At 70.4% G+C, this 16,789-nt stretch carries 9 protein-coding genes and 1 pseudogene; 2 read left to right on the top strand and 8 right to left on the bottom strand.

Annotated elements, in window-relative coordinates:
• Positions 1-42: 42 nt before the first annotated feature.
• From AB0H84_RS37630 to AB0H84_RS37615, 4 genes are all read right to left on the bottom strand, one after another.
• Positions 43-903, bottom strand: a complete 861-nt coding sequence (locus AB0H84_RS37630; RefSeq protein ID WP_357615457.1) for a hypothetical protein — start codon at positions 901-903, stop codon at positions 43-45.
• Positions 900-5,390 carry an AAA family ATPase gene (locus tag AB0H84_RS37625; RefSeq protein ID WP_357615454.1) on the bottom strand — a complete coding sequence of 1,497 codons (4,491 nt, stop codon included), beginning with the start codon at positions 5,388-5,390 and terminating at the stop codon, positions 900-902. Before AB0H84_RS37625 ends, AB0H84_RS37630 begins: the two co-directional genes overlap by 4 nt.
• 117 nt (positions 5,391-5,507) lie before the next feature.
• Positions 5,508-8,747: a hypothetical protein gene (locus tag AB0H84_RS37620; protein ID WP_357615451.1), complete on the bottom strand. Its 3,240-nt coding sequence runs from the start codon at positions 8,745-8,747 to the stop codon at positions 5,508-5,510.
• Entirely contained in the window at positions 8,744-10,135 is a 1,392-nt protein-coding gene (locus tag AB0H84_RS37615) for a glycoside hydrolase family 43 protein (RefSeq protein ID WP_357615448.1), read from the bottom strand. Before AB0H84_RS37615 ends, AB0H84_RS37620 begins: the two co-directional genes overlap by 4 nt.
• Before the next feature lie 229 nt (positions 10,136-10,364).
• On the opposite strand from AB0H84_RS37615, the gene AB0H84_RS37610 reads away from it, so the two are divergent.
• Positions 10,365-10,655 carry a hypothetical protein gene (locus AB0H84_RS37610; protein WP_357615445.1) on the top strand — a complete coding sequence of 97 codons (291 nt, stop codon included), beginning with the start codon at positions 10,365-10,367 and terminating at the stop codon, positions 10,653-10,655.
• Here the strand turns inward: AB0H84_RS37610 and AB0H84_RS37605 are convergent.
• Entirely contained in the window at positions 10,652-12,604 is a 1,953-nt protein-coding gene (locus tag AB0H84_RS37605) for a translation factor GTPase family protein (protein ID WP_357615442.1), read from the bottom strand. The two genes, AB0H84_RS37610 and AB0H84_RS37605, sit on opposite strands and share 4 nt — an antisense overlap.
• 310 nt (positions 12,605-12,914) lie before the next feature.
• Here AB0H84_RS37605 and AB0H84_RS37600 point away from each other — a divergent pair, with 310 nt between their 5' ends.
• The gene (locus AB0H84_RS37600) at positions 12,915-14,864 is read left to right on the top strand and encodes an amino acid transporter (protein ID WP_357615439.1); all 1,950 of its coding nucleotides are present in this window, start codon (positions 12,915-12,917) and stop codon (positions 14,862-14,864) included.
• Positions 14,865-14,929: 65 nt separating this feature from the next.
• Here the strand turns inward: AB0H84_RS37600 and AB0H84_RS37595 are convergent, their stop codons facing one another.
• The 3 genes and pseudogenes from AB0H84_RS37595 to AB0H84_RS37585 all read right to left on the bottom strand — a co-directional run.
• Positions 14,930-15,064 carry a hypothetical protein gene (locus AB0H84_RS37595; protein ID WP_357615436.1) on the bottom strand — a complete coding sequence of 45 codons (135 nt, stop codon included), beginning with the start codon at positions 15,062-15,064 and terminating at the stop codon, positions 14,930-14,932.
• Positions 15,065-15,139: 75 nt separating this feature from the next.
• Positions 15,140-15,979, bottom strand: coding sequence for a PEP-utilizing enzyme (locus AB0H84_RS37590; protein WP_357615433.1), 840 nt, complete (start codon positions 15,977-15,979; stop codon positions 15,140-15,142).
• Positions 15,954-16,789, bottom strand: a pseudogene (locus AB0H84_RS37585) (pyruvate, phosphate dikinase); the annotation flags it as partial. The pseudogene AB0H84_RS37585 and the gene AB0H84_RS37590, both read right to left, overlap by 26 nt.

The following is a 16,789-nucleotide window of genomic DNA, read 5'->3' as shown; positions in this document are numbered from 1 at the left end:
GGGCGCCGGCCGCCTGCGCTGAGGCGGCCGGCGGCGGGCTGGTTACGAAGCGCCGGTGTACGGCGCGATGGTCGTCGCGGTGAGCGCGATCCCGAGGTAGCCGGACAGGGAGTGGAACTTCCCCAGGCCGATGAACGCCTCGTCGTGGAGATCAACGGGGAAGCGATCGCCGAGCCGCTGGGGAACGGCGACGAGGTCTCCCGGGTCGGCCAGGTTGACCCACCTGGCCACGCCCGGAGGCCGCGCGCCCTTCCCGTCGACCGGCCCGGGTTCGAGCACGTCGAAGACGCCTCCCGGCAGGCCGAGCGGCGAGCCGAGCGTGACCAGCAACTCCACCTCCAGGTCCGGATGAGCATGCAACGCCTCGTAGGTGACCACCGAGCCGAGCGAATGTGCCAGGACGACCCGGGGCCGGTGCTCGCCGATCGCCTCGGCGACCTGGGCGCGGGCCTGCCGTCGCCACTCTGGCCTGGCGAGATAGGCGTGCACCTCCCTGGCGAACGCCACCGCGATCCGGCCCAGCAGGCTCACCGGCACTCGGCGTCGCCGCGCCAGCCAGTCGACTCCTTGCCGGACAGGCTTGGTCACCGGACCCTGCGCGTCCGCGGGGTCGGGCACGCCGGCCGCCCGCAGCCACGCCCAGGCGAGCGACGCCTCCTCCGCCGACAGGGACTCCACCCGCTCGTCGTCGCCCGCCCCCTGCGCTTCGGCGGCGGTGAGCAGGTGAGCGTAGTAGGCCGCCCGTATCTCGGGCACGGGAGAGGTGAAGCCGGCCGCCGCGAACCCCTTGGCGAGGTCGGGCTGCCACTTCCCGGCCAGCGCCGCCGCCGCCTGCACCGGGTCGAGCCCGCCCTGCCGGCAGCGGATCCCGTGCACGGCAAGGACCGGTGATGTCACGTTCATCGAATCTCACTTTCGCCGGGTAGGGAGAACAGGGCCAGCTCCGGACCGAAGCTGACGACGAAACCGCGCGGATGCGGCAGCAGCCACCGCGCCGCGTACGGCACGATCAGCGGCGGTCCGTCGCGTTCACCGGTGGCCGCATCCCACAGGCACACCCGATGTCCGCTGGTGGTGACCAGCCGCGCGCGACCGCCGGCCTCGGTCACCACCGCCGATCTGACGGCCTCGTCGTGGGCCAGGTCCATGACCGGACGATGATCGGACAGGTCCAGGACCCGCACCCTGTTGCCGCTGCAGACGAGCACGTGAGCACGTCCGTCGATGTGGACGAGCTCCCCGTGCGTGATCGGCATGCCGCTCCCGGGAAGGGTCCTGACCACGCGGCCATCGGACAACCGGATCACTCGCAAGGTGTCGCCCGACGTCATGAGGGCGTGCGCCGTGCCGTCGATGCCGGCCGCCAGCAGCTGCCTGCACCGGGACAGGTCCAGGATCCACCGGGTGGAGTCGTCCACCAGGTCCCGCGCGTGCAACCAGCGGCCGCTCCCGACCACGGCGTGGGGCCGCCCATCGATCTCGGCCGCCATGACGCCGTGAACGGGCTTGGGGAACTCGAGGGTGTGCAGGAGCACCGCATCGGGGAGGCTCCACACGTGCACGCGGTGCTGCGGCCCGGGACAGGTGGTGAGCGCGTGCGCACGGCCCCGGAGGTCGGACACGGTCACCGCGCTCACGCACCGGTCATGGTGGAGCCGCTGTGCCTGGACACCGTCGGCCAGATCCCACACGCGCACATCTGCGCCGCCCGAGGCGGTCAGCCCATAGGCGCGGCCGTCCACGGTGGCCACCACCGCCGAAACGATCGGCCGGTCGCTCCTCAGTGTGCGCACGAGGATCCCGTCGGTCAGGTCCCACACACGCGCGTCCCGGTCGCCGGCCGTGGTGAGGCCGTAAGGTCTTCCGCTCACCTGGGCCGCCGCGATCGTCCCCACCGGGGTTGGGTGATGCCTGATCCCTCCGGCCACGTCCCACACGCGAACGACGTGGTCGAGGTCGGCGGTGAGGGCGTAGGGCCGCTCGCCGTCCCGGGCGAACGCCGCCGCCTGGACGTTGCCGTGGTGGCCGGAGAAGGTATGGCGGAGATCGCCTCCGGTCAGATCCCACGCGTGCAGGCTCTTGCCGCTGACGGTGAGCACATGAGGCCGCCGCAGGACCTCGACCACACCGGCCACCTCTGCCGGCCCCTTGTGGACGAGTTCGTGCTGGAGCACGCCCGTGTCGAGGGCCCAGACGGACACGACGTTCCTGCTGGTGGTGAAGGCGTGCGGGCGCCCGTCCAGCTCGAACGCCGTGATCTCGCGCACGGGGTCGAGGTGGTCAAGGGAGTGGCGGAGCGCGCCGTCGGTGAGGTCCCACACGCGTACGCCGTTCTCCGCGGTGGTGATCGCGTGGGGACGTTTGCCGATCTCCACGGCGGCCACCGCGCGCAGACGGCGAAGATGGCGCAGGACCCGCCGCCCGGCACCGTCGGTGAGATCCCACAGGCGCAGGCCGTCCTCGGCGTAGGTGAGCGCGTGCGGGCGCTGGTGCACGGTCAGCGGGTCCACGTGCCGCACCGGCGCCCCGTGCCCCAGCTCGCAGCGGCGCATGCCCCCGGCGAGGTCCCAGACCTGCACGGTCTTCCCGGCGGTGACCAGGGCGTGCGGGCGGCCGTCGATCTCCGTCTCCCGTATCCCCTGGACCTGGCTGCCGTAGCGGGTGGTGTGGCGTTGCGTGCCGTCCGTCAGGTCCCAGAGCCGCACCTCCGTCCCCGCGGCGATCAAGGCATGGGGACCGCCCGGCATCTCTGCCACCCGGACGGCCTGCACCTGCTGCCCGCAGGTCAGAACATGTCGCTCCGTGCCCTGCGCCAGGTCCCAGAGACACACCTGCCTGCCCTCGACGGTCAAGGCATGGGCGCGGCCGTCGATCTCCGCCGTCGTCATCGCTCTGACGTGGTGGCGACGGCTGAAGGCACGCCGCAGGGCGGGGTGGATGTTCGCGTTCGTCGCCCATACCGGGCGTGCGGCGGGCGAGCCGCCCGCGGCCACGGCGTGCGCGAGCTCCGGATGGCGCCAGCGGACCGCGTCCAGCTCCAGCAGGCGGCGGCGGTCCTCGGGGGCTCGTCCGGGATAATCCTTGATCGAGGTGTCGAGGATTCGGGCGTGGAGCTTGGCCGTACGGTGGGTGGCGCGGTGCGCGTTGGCCGCCGACGTCACCGGGTCGGCGTGCACCAGGAAGCCGGGATCGAGCAGCAGGTCATCGACGGCCTGCGGACCGGCCGCGGCGGCGTGCTCGACGAGATGGCGGCGCACGTACGGCGAAGCGAGGTCCCACAGCCGGCTCCTGCCGTCGGGCGCGAGGGGGACCGTGTCCCGCAGCCTGGTGAAGACCGCTTCGGCGAGGCTCCGGCCAGTGGTCCCTTCGCCGGGCTGGTCCCTGCGCAGGTGCTCGACGACGGCGTGGTGGAAGAAGCGGTAGAGCTGGCGCCCGTCGGGGCCGGTGCTGGTGCGCAGGTAGAAGGTGGCCGCCGCGAGCGCGCGCCGCGTGTCGGACGACGTCCGCGCCAGGGCGTGCGACCCGAGGCCGCTGCCGGTGGCGAAAGTGGTGGCCACCGAGTGGAGGGCCTCGAGCGGCATGCCCTCGCCGCGTGCGAAGGCCACTGCCCGCAGCACCGGACGCAGCCATGGGTCCTGCTCGATGAGCGTTTCGAGGTGCAGGTCGAGCATGCCCGGCAAGTCGATGGGGAGGCGCTCGACGCTCGCACGGGCATCCAGCGGGGCGCGCAGCCGCGTGAGGTAGTCGGCGAACAGCACGGCCAGGAGGAAACGGCCGTGATGGCGGGCGCGGGTGAGCCGGTCGGCGACCTGCCGTGCGACCTCGGCGACCGCGCCGGCCGGGCCGTGCGTGGCGAGCGGCCACAGCGCGTCCTCCAGGTAGCCGGCGAGGTCCGCGGCGAGTTGCGGGGCGGGCACGCGGTCCAGGTCGATCAGCTCGCCGTCGCTTCTGAGGCGTTCCCGTAACGCAGGGAAGCCGCGCCAGGGGCGGGTGCCGATGAGCACCCGGCACAGCGGCCGCCCGTCGCGGGTCGCGGTGACGAGGGGCAGTACGACCTCGGTGACGATTTCCTCGGCGCGCAGGGCCTCGTCGAGCGCGTCGAGCACGACGACAGCGCGCTGCGAGCTGTCCCGCAGCCGTTCCAGCACCGCCTGAGTGGTCCATGGGCCGCCGGCGGGAGGATCGCCCAGGCGGAGTTGGCGGGCGAGGGAGGAGAGGATCTCGGCCTGGCCGCGCTCGCGGGCGTGGACCGCGGCCAGGAAGGGATGCACGTTCGGCCGCTCGGCGGGGAGGATGCGGCTGCGGATGGAGTCCGCGATGTCGTGCAGGTCCTGGTGCGCCAGGCAGAGCGTGACGCCCAGCAGAGCGGACTTGCCGGCGCCGGGCCCGCCCGTCACCACCAGGAGCGACGGTTCGGCGCCTGCCGGGTCGTCCAGCCAGGCGTTGATCCGCAGGCGCTGTTCGCGCCGGCCCGTGAAGCGGCACTGCGTCGCCGCCTGCGACGACGTGCCGGAGGCTCGGGAGAGGAAGTGCAGCGGGTCCAGGCCCGGGGCCGCGTCGGCGGCGAACTGCCACAGCGCGCTGTCGCGCCGCCGCTGGAACTGGTCGGACAGGTTGTCGGCGTAGGCGGGATTGGGCAAGAACGGCGGTGGCTCGGCGGACGCCTCCAGCCGCGGCGTACGGACCACCGTCTGCCCGAAGCGCTGCTCGTCCTGCTCAGCGAGGCGGGCCAGCTCGCGGTCGATCTCCTCGGCGAGGGTCTCGACCGGGATGTACGCGAGCGCGGGCGAGACGTCCAGCAGGCCGTCGCGCAGGCGTTCCAGAACGGTCGTGGTCGCCTGGGTGAAATGCGCCTTGTACGCCTTCTCGTCCTCCGTGCACGCGGCAATGACCCAGGACTTCCTGTCGCGGGCCCGGATCCCTTGCGCGAGCTGGTACACCGCCGCCCGCCCCGCCCCGCACACGTCCAGCAGGAACAGGGTGGGAGCGCCGTCCCGCGTGTTCTCCACCTCCTCCAGCCACGCGTTCACGGAGACGGCGGTGCGAGGCAGAGAGCCTGGGTCGCTGTCGTGCGCCGCCAGATACAGGCTCGTGTCCGAGCTGCCGAGCACGCCGTGGCCGCTGAAGTGCACGACCAGCGCCTCGCCGGCTGCGCGCCCGCGCAGTTCGCGCCACGCCTGGTCCACTACGGCCAGCGGAGGATGCAGCAGCGGCGCGTCGCCGTGCACGCGCAGCCCCTGGAGGCGGGCCATTGCGCGCGCCAAGTCCGTCACAGCGGGGGCCACGCAGGCCAGCGGCTCGAACCCCGTCTCCGCCGATCCCGTGGGATCCCACTCGCCCTGCTCGACCGCCCGGAACGAACCGGCCCCCACCACGAGCGCCCGCGTCACCGTGCCCCGTCCTCCTCGTAGGTCCGGCCAGATAATCAAGCCTAGGAGACGAACGCCGCGGTGTCCCATCAGAGACCCGAAGGGGCGGGTCCGCGCGGACCCGCCCCTTCGCATGTGTCACGTCGCGTAGGCCTTGACCTCCAGGAGGCCCACGGAGTTGCTGCCGTTGCCGGTGAGCAGCACCCGCAGGCGGGTGGTGTTCGTGGCGGTGAAAGTGACGCTGTTGTAGGCGTTCTTGCTCAGCGTGTACGCCGACGCGCCCGGCACGTCCACGTACGCGCTGCCGTTCCAGTACTGCAGCTTCCACGACGCCGGCATGTCGATCCCCTCGTCGTCGTCGAAGAAGTACACCTCGGCCCGCTTCACGGACTGCGCCGAGGACCAGGTGAGGTCCACCCACTGCTGCCCGGTCTCCGGCCAGCAGCCCCAGCGCGGGTTGACGGTGTCGTTGGACGACGGCGGGTCGATCCCGTCGTTGACCGCGGCCACGCTCTCCCACGAGGAGGTGTACGACGCCGACGGCGTGGCCGACAGCGCCAGGTTGGGGTTCTGGGGCGGTTGCACGCCACCCCGGTTGTAGACCTTGACCTCGGTGAGCCCGGTCCTGGCGCCGGAGGCCGCCGTGGCCAGCACCCGCATCCGCTGCGCGGTGATCGCGGAGAACTGGACGACGTTGTAGTTGGCCCGTGGCGCGGCCGGGTTCTTGGCCTGGCCGGGCACGTCCACCCAGGCGCTGCCGTTGTAGTGCTGGATGGTGTACGACGCCGGCGCCCGGTAGGTCGCGCTGGCCGGCCGGCTGTCCTTGAAGTAGAGCCGGACCTCGTTGAACGTGCGGGACGCGCCGAAGTTCAGCTCGTACCAGTCCTGCCCCGCGGTGGTGCCGCCCCAGAACGGCTCGTTGATCGGGAACCCGTCCTTCGCCCCCGCCGTGGAGCTGCCCGAGGCGGTGGTGGAAGCGGTGGCGGTGGCGTCGGCGGCGAGGTTGGTGAGATTGTCGGTCAGGTCGACGCCCGCCTTGGCCAGCATGTCCACCATGCGGGCGCTGTTCTGGACGACCTGCGCTGGCGCCTGCAGCCCGGGCACGGCCACGTGGTACGTGACGGTCCCGTTGGTGGTGACGTTACCGGTGGCCGGATCCCACGTGAACGGCACCAGCGACGACACCGTGGCCGCCCGGCTGCCGTTGATGAAGATCGAGTAGCCTTCGGGCACGCCCGGGTAGCGCACGACGCCGTCGGCCGGGTCGTCCCAGACGATGGTCAGGTCGGCGTTGCGGTAGCGCAGGTTGTTGACGGTGAAGTTCGGCCAGCCGATGTTGATCGGCGAGAGCTCCACCTTGGCGTCGTTGCGCGGCCGCAGCCCGGCGACGTCCTCGATCACGGTCCAGTTGCTGCTGCCCAGGATGTTGTGGTGGATCCAGGAGCGGTACGTGATCGACGAGCCGTTCCAGTCGGCCCAGAACTCGTTGGCGTCCGGATACTGGGTGTTGCCGTTGATGTACTGCGCCCAGGCGTTCCAGTAGAGCAGCTTCTTGTACCAGTTCGTGTCGATCCACTGGTTGGGGTAGTTCCGCAGCACCGAGGAGAGCAGGCGGAACTGCACGGTGGAGTTGATCGTGGAGAAGTTGTTGCTGCCGGTGCCCGAGGCCGCCTTGTCGGCCTGGTTGGCGGTGTAGAAGGGGAAGATCGGATACTGCGCGGGGTCGTTGAACAGGCGCAGGGCCTGCTTGTACGTGTCCGTGTTCGGGATCGCGCCGACCGCGAACGGGTAGTAGTTGTTGATCTCCTTCCACGGCACCCATTCGTTGGTGGACTTCAGCCGGTGCTCGAACAGCTGCCTGTTGGGGTTCCAGAGCACGTTGACGATGGCGTTCTGGATCTGCGTGGCCAGCGTGCGCATCTCGCCGGCCTTGGCCGTGTTGCCGATCGCCTCGTACGCCTGCGCCGCGGCCAGCGCCCCGCTGTACTGGTAGGCGGCCTCGGCGCGGTCCATGTTGCCGCTCTTCCAGTGGAACGACACGGCGTCGGCGTCGTTGCCGGTCAGGGCGCCCCAGTCGTACTCGATGAGCTTGTTGTTGTCGTGGTCGTAGTAGGCGAGCTGGCCCTTGACGTCCTGCTCGGCGTAGCGGGCCAGGTTCGCGGCGATGGCGGGCTGGCCGCCGTGGATCTGGTAGCTCTTCCAGGCCGCCTCGGCGATGTACTGCGTGTAGCTGTTCGACCAGTTCTCCGGGTCGCCCGGGTTGTCCACGAAGCGACCGTTCTTGGAGACCTGGCCAACGCTCAGCCAGTCGCCGTAGGAGTAGATCGGGTTACGCAGGTACTTGAGGTCGTCGATGTGCATGGGCTGGGTCAGCACGATCGCGTTGTTGTAGCCCAGCGCGCCCTCGACGGACGTGGGGAACTGGAACGTCTGCCCGGGGATGTCCGCGTCGAGGTGGTTGAAGCGCATCAGCCACCAGCGGTAGTAGATGTTCTTCTTGATGGCCGGCTCGGGCACGTCGATGTAGGGGACGTTATCCGCCCACCACTTGTTGTACGCGCGCACGTGCGTGGCGAACGCGGTGGCGGGCGTGTAGCCCGCGTAGGCGTCGTAGTCGGTGCGGGAGGCGGGGATCTCGTTCGTCACGAAGCCCATGACGACCTTGACGGTGACCGTCGCGCCCGCCGCGATCGTGACGGACCTGTTCAGCCCGCCGCTGGAGACCGTGAACCCGTCACCGGTGAGCCTGGGGTAGATCGTGGTGAGGTTGTTGTAGGCGTTCACCTGGCCGGTCAGCTCGCTGCCGCTGCCGCTGGTGGCGTACGGCGAGGTGGCCCGCAGCTGCAGCGTCGTCGAGGCGGAGCCGCCGTTGGTGATGGCCAGGTTGGCCACCGCCACGTTGTTCTCGGTGATGAACTTCGTCTGGTCGATCGTGACGGAGCCGCTGGTGTGCCGGCTCTTCCAGTAGCTGGGCGCCTGCCAGCGCGAGTTCACCTGCTCGGTGAAGGTGCCGGGGGTGACGGCGACGGTGAAGGCGTTGTTGTCGCTGATGCTCTCCCAGTACGCCACCTGACCGGCGAAGCCGAGCGTGCCGGGCGTGTGGTTCTTCATGAAGAGCGCACGGCCGCGCGACATGAGCCACGTGCCGGCGGGGTCGTTGCCCGAACGGGCCAGCAGCCGGTCCATCCAGAAGTCGGTGCCGGAGCTCTCGGCGTCGTAGATGGCCTGCATCATGTTGTCGGTCGTGTACGACCCCGGCGGCGCGGGGATGGCCGGGCCGTTGAACGTCGGGAAGCCGATGGTCTGGTCTGCCTGCGCCGGTGCCCCGGCGATGAGTAAGCCCGCCACGAGCAGCAGGGCGAGCAGGATACGCCTCATGAGAAGGCCCTCCATTCGAGCACACCGGTCGAGTAGCCGGACTTGGAGGTGATGTTCAGCCGCAGCCGGGTCGTGTTGACCGAGGTGAACGTCGTGGTGTTGAAGGTGTTGCCCGCCACGCCGCAGGACGACTGGCCGGGCACGTTGACGTAGGCGCTGCCGTTCCAGTACTGCACCTGGCACGAGGCCGGCAGGTCTATGCCGAGGTCGTCGTCGAACCAGTAGGTCTGGATCCTGGAGACGTTCTGGGCACTGGGCCAGCGGTACTCGATCCACTCGGTGCCCTGGTGGTCCCAGTTGCCGTAGGCGCCGTGGCTGTGGTCGGCAGAGTTGGCCGGGGTGAAGCCGTCGTTGACCGCGGCGAGCGTCTCCCACGGCGAGACGTAGGAGGTGGACGGGGTGGCACTGGCCGCCAGGTTGCCCGGAGTGGTCGGGCCGCCGCTGGTCTGGACGACCTTCTGCATGGTGCCGTCAGCGTTGAAGTAGAGCTTGTCGATGGTCACCGAGCGGCGGAAGTCGCCCCCGCCCGGGGCGCTCGCGTTGTGGTACACCATGTACCACTGGCCCTTGTACTCGATGATCGCCGGGTGGTTGGTGGTCGAGCTGACCTGGTCCAGCACGACGCCCCGGTGCGTCCACGGGCCCAGCGGGTTGCTCGCGGTGGCATAGCGGATGCAGGCGTAGCCCGGCGCCGAGCAGGCCGAGTCGTTGGCCGAGTAGGCGAGGTAGTAGACGCCGTTGCGCTTGAACATCCAGGGGGCCTCCCAGAAGTTCGACACGCCGCTCGGCGTGATCACCGAGCCCTGGGTGGAGGTCATGTTGGCGTTGAGCTTGACCGCGCGCAGGCCGTAGTAGGAGCCCCAGTACATGTAGACCTGGCCGTCGTCGTCGGTGAAGACGGTCGGGTCGATGTTGAGCGGCGAGGAGTTGGGGGTGCTGTCGCTGATCAGCGGGCCGCCCTTGGCGTCGCGGAACGGGCCCAGCGGGCTGTCGCCGACGGCCACGCCGATGTCCATCCAGCCGGCGCCGTTGCCGTTGACCGGGACGTACCAGTAGTACTTGCCGTCTGCGCCGCGCTCGACCTCGCCGGCCCAGGCGTCGGCGCCCGCCCAGGAGAAGTTCGAGATCGAGAGCTTGGCGCCCTGGTCGGTGAAGGTGGTGGCGTCGGTGGAGGTGAAGACGTGCCAGTCGCGCATGACGAAGTTCGTGCCGCCCTGCGGGGCCTCGTCGTGGCCGGTGTACAGGTAGAGGGTGTCGCCGACGACCAGCGCGGCCGGGTCTGCCGTGTAGATCGCGGTGGTGATCGGCGCGCCCGCGAGCGCGGGCGTCGCATTGCCGAGGATGAGCACGAGTGCCGCGGTGAGGGCCGCTGCCCAGCGTCGTCTCATGAGTTCGCCCCTTACTATCCAGCTCTGCTGGTGTTAGCGCTAACAGGGATCGAAGCGGTCAACCTAAAAGGTTTTCGGGAAAGTAGACCGGCCGGACGGGGACTGTCAATCAACCCTTGCGGCCACCCGTACATACCTTGAGCTGCGGATCTCCCGGGACTCCTTCGCTGATCAGCCCGGGAGTGCTGGGTTACAGTTTCATATCGCCGAAAAGGATTTCGATGAACTCATGAAACGTTCATCCAGCGCAAAGGGGACACCCAGGGCCCTTACTACTTCGACGCCCGAAAAGATCCGCAGCGACATCCGCGAGTACCGGCAGGGCGTGCGGCTGCGGATCGCCGTCAAGCTGCGGGACAGCGAGACGTGCAAGCCCTCGGCAACGCGGTGGTGGAGAGCCGGCACTGCGACGCGGCCGGGCTCCACTCGGGCGCCGAGGCGCGCCCCGGTCACCAAGGAGGACGGCGGCTACCTCGGCGTCATCGTCTTCGCCGCCGACTCCGACAAGGACGGCTCCTAGACCCTGCGCACCACGTGCAGGAGGTACTCCTTCCTGTTGAGCGGGTTGTGGTCGGTGCGCGGGCGCTCCGGCACCGGGCCGCGTACGGGCTGATAGCGGTGGAAGTCGCACTCCAGCACGCCCTCACCGCGGGTGAGCCCGGGGAGCAGCCTCTCCAGCTCGTGCACTTTCGCCGCCGGGATCTCGCCCTCCACCAGGCCCGGCACCCGGCTCAAGGGCACGGCGCCCAGGCGGGCCAGCACGGGCAGCACCGGGCCGAGCGTGTCGGCGGGCAGCTCGAGCCGGAAGCGGTGCATCGGCTCGAACACCCTGGTCCCGGCCCGATTCAGCGCGCTCATCAGCACCAGCGGGGTGAGGTTGCGGAAGTCGCCGGCGGTGCTGGACATGCTCTTGTCGAACACGCCGCCGGAGTGGCTCTGCCTGGCCCAGTAGCCGGAGCGGGTCAAGGTGACCACGCAGTCCTGGACCTCCCAGCCGCGCAGGCCCTGCCGGAGCGTCTCGCGTACCGTCTCCTCGATCGTCCTCATGAACGAATACGGCAGCGAGCCCAGCTCGACCTCCAGCCTGAACTCCACCCCGCTGCCCGCCGGGCCGGGCTCGACGCGCAGGCCGACGGTCGCGAGGAACGGGTTGGAGTCCGTGCCGATCAGCTCGAACGCCTCGCCGCCGCCGATCGGGCGTTCGATGCAGATCGTGGTCGTCTCGCGGAAGGCGACGTCCAGGCCGAAGTCGTTCTGGAGCGTGGCCTGGATGACCTCCTTCTGCACCTCGCCGTAGAGGGAGACGGAGACCTCCTGCCGCAGGTCGTCCTGGCGCAGGCCGATCAGCGGGTCCTGCTCGGCGAGCTGGGCGAGCGCGACGTGGAGCGCGCCCCTGCAGGCGGGGTCGCGCGGGACCACGACCGTCTCCAGGGTCGGCGGGGCGAAGTGGCCCTGCGCCTCGCCCTTTCTCGGCAGGCCGATCGCGTCGCCGATCCGGACGTCGGCCAGGCCCCAGAGCCGGGCGATCCGGCCCGCGGCGACCTCCGGCCCGCGGACCGCCGTGCCCCCGTCGAACACGCTGATCGCCGTGACCTTCCCCTGGCGTCCGTCCTCGAAGCTCAGGCGGTCGCGGGCGCGTACCGTGCCCGAGAACATCCGCACGTACGCGATCTTCTCCCCCGCGTCGCCGCGTTCGACCTTGAAGACCGTGCCCGAGACCGGGCCGTCAGGGTCGCCCTGGGCGGTGGGGAGCAGCTCCTCGATCCCGGCCATGAGAGCGTCCACGCCCGCGCCCGTGATCGCCGAGCCGAAGAAGACCGGGTGCGCCAGCGCCTGGCCGGTCTGCGCCACCAGCTCGGCGCGGAGCCTGGCGTACGGAATCGGCTCCGCGCCGTCCACGTACGCGGCCAGCAGCGCGTCATTCTGCTCGGCCAGCACCTCCAGGAGGTTCGCCGACCCGTCGAACGGCGTGAAGGAGGCGGCCCGCGTGCCCAGCCCGGCGGTGGCCCCCATGGGGACGGCGACTACGGGCAGCTTTTCCGAAATTTCGCGCAATATCCCGTCATAGCGGGCGCCGCGGCGGTCGATCTTGTTCACGAAGACGAGCGTGGGGATGCCGAGCCGGCGCAGCGTGCGCATCAGCACGCGGGTCTGGGCCTGCACGCCCTCCACGGCCGAGATGACCAGCACGGCGCCGTCGAGCACGCTCAGCACCCGCTCCACCTCGGCGATGAAGTCGGGATGGCCGGGCGTGTCGATCAGGTTGACCGTGGTGCCGCCGACGGCGAACGAGACGACCGCCGACTTGATCGTGATGCCTCGCCGGCGCTCCAGGTCCAGCGAGTCGGTCTGGGTGCTGCCGTCGTCGACGCTGCCGATCTCGTCGATGACTCCGGCGGCGTACAGCAGCCGCTCGGTCAGGCTGGTCTTACCGGCGTCTACATGCGCCAAGATCCCCAAATTGAGCATACGCAACGAACGTCATGTCCTCTTGAATAGACGGCTCTTCCTTTCTCGGGGGACATGAGCGTTGTCCGCATTTCCTGCTCCTCACGGTCGTCCAGATGCGAGCTCAGCACATCAGAGGGCTTTCGGCACGGGCAACCGATTTACCGGCGCGCCGGCCTGGCACCCCGGGGATAAGGGCTGGTCAGCACCGATATGGCCGGAATCGCTGCTCCAGCCGCGTACTTCTCCGCGGGACCCCCTAGGGTGGTGTCCATTCTCGACGAGAGAGGAAGATCCGGTGAGCGGTACCGGTGGGCTTACGGTCCCGGCGGTGGTGGAGACCCCGACCCGTCCAGCGCCTCCCTCCAGCGCCCTGGCACGCTGGCTGCTGCAGCTCCGCGTGCAGCCGACGGGCCCCGAGGCGAGCGAGGGGCACGCCGAGCCGCAGGCCTGGTGGAAGGTCATGTGCCTGACCGGCGTCGACTACTTCTCGACGCTGGCCTACCTGCCCGCGATCGCCGCGCTGGCCGCCGGGGCGCTGTCGCCGCTGGCCACGCTGCTGATCGTGGCGCTGACGCTGCTCGGCATGCTGCCGATGTACCGCAGGGTCGCGCGGGAGAGCCCGCACGGGCAGGGATCGGTGGCGATGCTGGAGCGGCTGCTGCCGTTCTGGCGGGGCAAGCTGTTCGTGCTCGTCCTGCTGGGGTTCGTGGCCACGTCGTGGATCATCACGATCACGCTGTCGGCGGCGGACGCGTCCGTGCACGTCGTGGAGAACCCGTACTTCCCGAGCTTCCTGCACGGCCACGAGGTCATCCTGACCGTGGTGCTGCTGCTGATCCTGGGCGGGGTGTTCCTGCTCGGCTTCAGCGAGGCGGTCGGCGTGGCGATCCCGCTCGTCGCGATCTTCCTGGTCCTGAACGCCGTCGTCGTCGCCGTCGGGCTGACGGCCGTCGTCTCCTCCCCCGACGCGCTCTCCCGATGGACGGACGCGCTGACCAGCGGGACGGGCGGCTTCGGCGGCCTCATCGGGCCGGCCGTCCTCGCGTTCCCGCTGCTGGTGCTGGGGCTGTCGGGCTTCGAGACGGGCGTCAGCATGATGCCGCTGGTGGCCGCCAAGGGCGAGACCGCCGAGCGACAGCTGGAGTCGCGCATCGCCAACACGCGCAAGCTGCTGACCGTGGCCGCGCTCATCATGAGCGTCTACCTGATCGCGACCAGCTTCGTCACCACGGTGCTCATCCCGGCCGAGAAGTTCAGGCCGGGCGGCGAGGCCAACGGCAGGGCGCTCGCCTACCTCGCGCACGAGCGGCTCGGCGAGCTGTTCGGCACGGCGTACGACATCAGCACGATCCTCATCCTGTGGTTCGCCGGGGCGTCCGCGATGGCCGGCCTGATCAACATCGTGCCGCGCTACCTGCCCTCCTACGGCATGGCGCCCGACTGGGGCCGCGCGGTGCGGCCCGTGGTGCTCGTCTACACGGGCATCTGCGTGGTGCTCACCATCGCGTTCGACGCCGACGTGGACGCCCAGGCCGGCGCGTACGCCACGGGCATCCTGGCCATGATGGTCTCCGGCGCGGTCGCGGTGACGATCTCGGCCATCCGCAAGCGCCAGCGGCCGGCCGCCGTGGGCTTCTCCGTGCTCACCCTGGTGCTGCTCTACGCGCTCGTGGAGAACATCAGGGAGAAGCCGGACGGCATCGCCATCTCCGCCCTCTTCATCCTGGGCATCATCGCCATCTCGCTGATCTCGCGCGTCTCCCGCACGACCGAGCTGCGGGCCGACCGGATCGAGTTCGACGAGGCGGCCCGGCGGTTCGTCGCCGACTCCATCGCGTACGACGGCGCGCTCAACATCATCGCCAACCGCCGCCAAGCGGGCAACAAGGCCGAGTACGCGGAGAAGGAGGCCGAGCAGCGCGGCATGAACCCGGTCCCCGGGCGCGCCGACATCCTCTTCCTCGAGGTCGACGTCATCGACCCGTCCGACTTCAGCGACGCGCTCCAGGTGCGCGGCGTGGAGGTGGGCGGGCACCGCGTGCTGCGCGCCGAGAGCCCCGCCGCCCCCAACGCCATCGCCGCCGTCCTGCTGGCCCTGCGCGACGCCACCGGCGTCCGGCCGCACTGCTACTTCGAGTGGGCGGAGGGCTCGCCGCTCATGCACCTGTTCCGCTACCTCATCCTCGGGCGCGGCGACACGGCGCCGGTCGTACGCGAGATCATCCGCAAGGTCGAGCCCGACCCCGCGAAGCGGCCGGGCATCCACGTCGGCGGCTAGCGCCTCCAGCGGGCGCTGAGCCAGGCCAGGGTGGCTCTGCGAGGGACGGCGGCAGCTCGGCGAAGTCACGCCGCCGGATCGGCCTCATCCTCCATGTCCATCTCGCCGTCGCCGTACTCCAGCGCCAGCTGGGCGATCCTGAATCGGGCGCAGCGCGCCTCGAGCTCGCGTTCGTCCTCTGGGGTCCACCACTCGATCATGGGCATCAAGGTCACCGCATGCCACCGATCGAAGCGATCGACTTGGCGGAGTCTTTTCACGCCGGCAACGTCTTTTCACCCCAGCAACTCGACCGTGCCCCGCTCGCCGTCCACCCTGATCCGGTCGCCGTCGTGCAGGCGCATGGTGGCGTTGCCGGTGCCGACCACGGCGGGGATGCCGAGCTCGCGGGCCACGATCGAGGCGTGCGAGAGCGGTGCCCCCATGTCGGTCACCACGGCGGCGGCGCGCGGGAACATCGGGGTCCAGCCCACGTTCGTCAGCGTCGTGACGAGGATCTCGCCCGGCTGGAGCCGGTCGCCCTCCTCGGGTCCGGAGATCACGCGGGCGATGCCCTCCACGATGCCGGGAGCGCCGGGGAAGCCCTTCACGGTGTCGCTCACGGGCACGCCGGTGCCGCGCGCGTCGTAGACGTCGGCCCGCCGGTCCGGGTCGGCTGCCCAGCGCACCGGGTCGAAGTGGCCGACGATCAGCGCGGGGTAGATCGGCAGGGCGGCGTACCGCTCGTGGGTGGCCCGCCGTACCGGCACCTTCTCCAGCGCGGACGGGTCGCCCCGCAGCAGGGCCAGCAGCTCGTCCAGGTGGAGGAAGAACACGTCGTCGCCCTGGCCGGTCAGCTCCCCCGCCCGTACGGCGAACGCCCGCAGCACCCAGAACGCCCGCATGTTCTCCGAGCGCGTGTCCTCGCGATCGCGCACGACCGTGTTCCAGCGCCGCACCCTGGCGCGCATCCTGGCCACCTGGCGCGGATAGCGTTCCGCGAAGCGCGCCCAAGCCGCTTCGCGCGCCTGCTCCTGCCGGGCGAGCAGCGCCTCGGTGTCGGCCCGCAGGTCGCGCAGGCCGGCGAGCTGGGCGTCGATCCAGCCATGGTCATCGCCGGGCCGCGGGATCGACACCTCGAACTCGTGGGGGCCGCGATGCCCGTACGTGCCGGGCGAACTCCTCCCTGGTGATCTCCCCGCGGGCCAGCCTGGTCAGGCCCATCACCGGGCCCAGGCTGGCCAGCTCGCCGCCGGAGTTCACGCCGGTCAGCATGGCCTCGGCGTCGACCTCGCCCACCATCTTGCGGAGCCTGTCACGGGTCCAGACGAGGGTGGCGCCGCCCTGGCGGCCGGCGGCCTCCAGCATGCGGCAGGAGGTGACCAGGTGCGGCCCGATCTCGCGTTCCCACAGGTCGGCCAGCTCAGGGCCGGAACCGGTGGCGGCGATCGTGGCGCGCAGCTCCTCGCAGCGCCGCTGCGAGGTGGCCAGGAACGCGCGCATGCCCTTGAGGTTGCGGCGCACGCGGCGCTGGATGCCGATCGCCAGGGGGATGACGCGTTTGACGATCTCCCAGCGCGACAGCGGCACCTGCGGCACGTCCAGCCCCGGCGGCAGCTTGCCGAAGACCTGCTCGACCGCGCTCAGCCTGCCGCGCATGCCCAGGGCGGCCGCGATGGAGTGGACGACGCTCAGGTTCATGTAGAAGCGGCCACCGATGTTGCCGACCAGGTCGAAGCCGGGCAGGGCCGCGGCCGACATCGCCTCCCTGATGAACAGGCGCACGAACGACCACGTCAACGGGGTCATCACGTCAGGGATGGCCTCGCCCAGGTTGCCGCCGGTCCATAGGTAGTCGCCTTTGAGGCTGTCGTTCCACTCCTCGACCTGCGGCTTGAGACCCGTGATCGGGCGCGCCTGGACGATCGCGAACCCGCCGCCGCCCC

The sequence above is a fragment of the Nonomuraea sp. NPDC050786 genome (assembly GCF_040654115.1).
Classification (GTDB): Bacteria; Actinomycetota; Actinomycetes; order Streptosporangiales; family Streptosporangiaceae; genus Nonomuraea.
The sequence above is the reverse complement of the archived record's forward strand: the minus strand, read 5'-3'. Positions and strand labels throughout refer to the sequence as shown.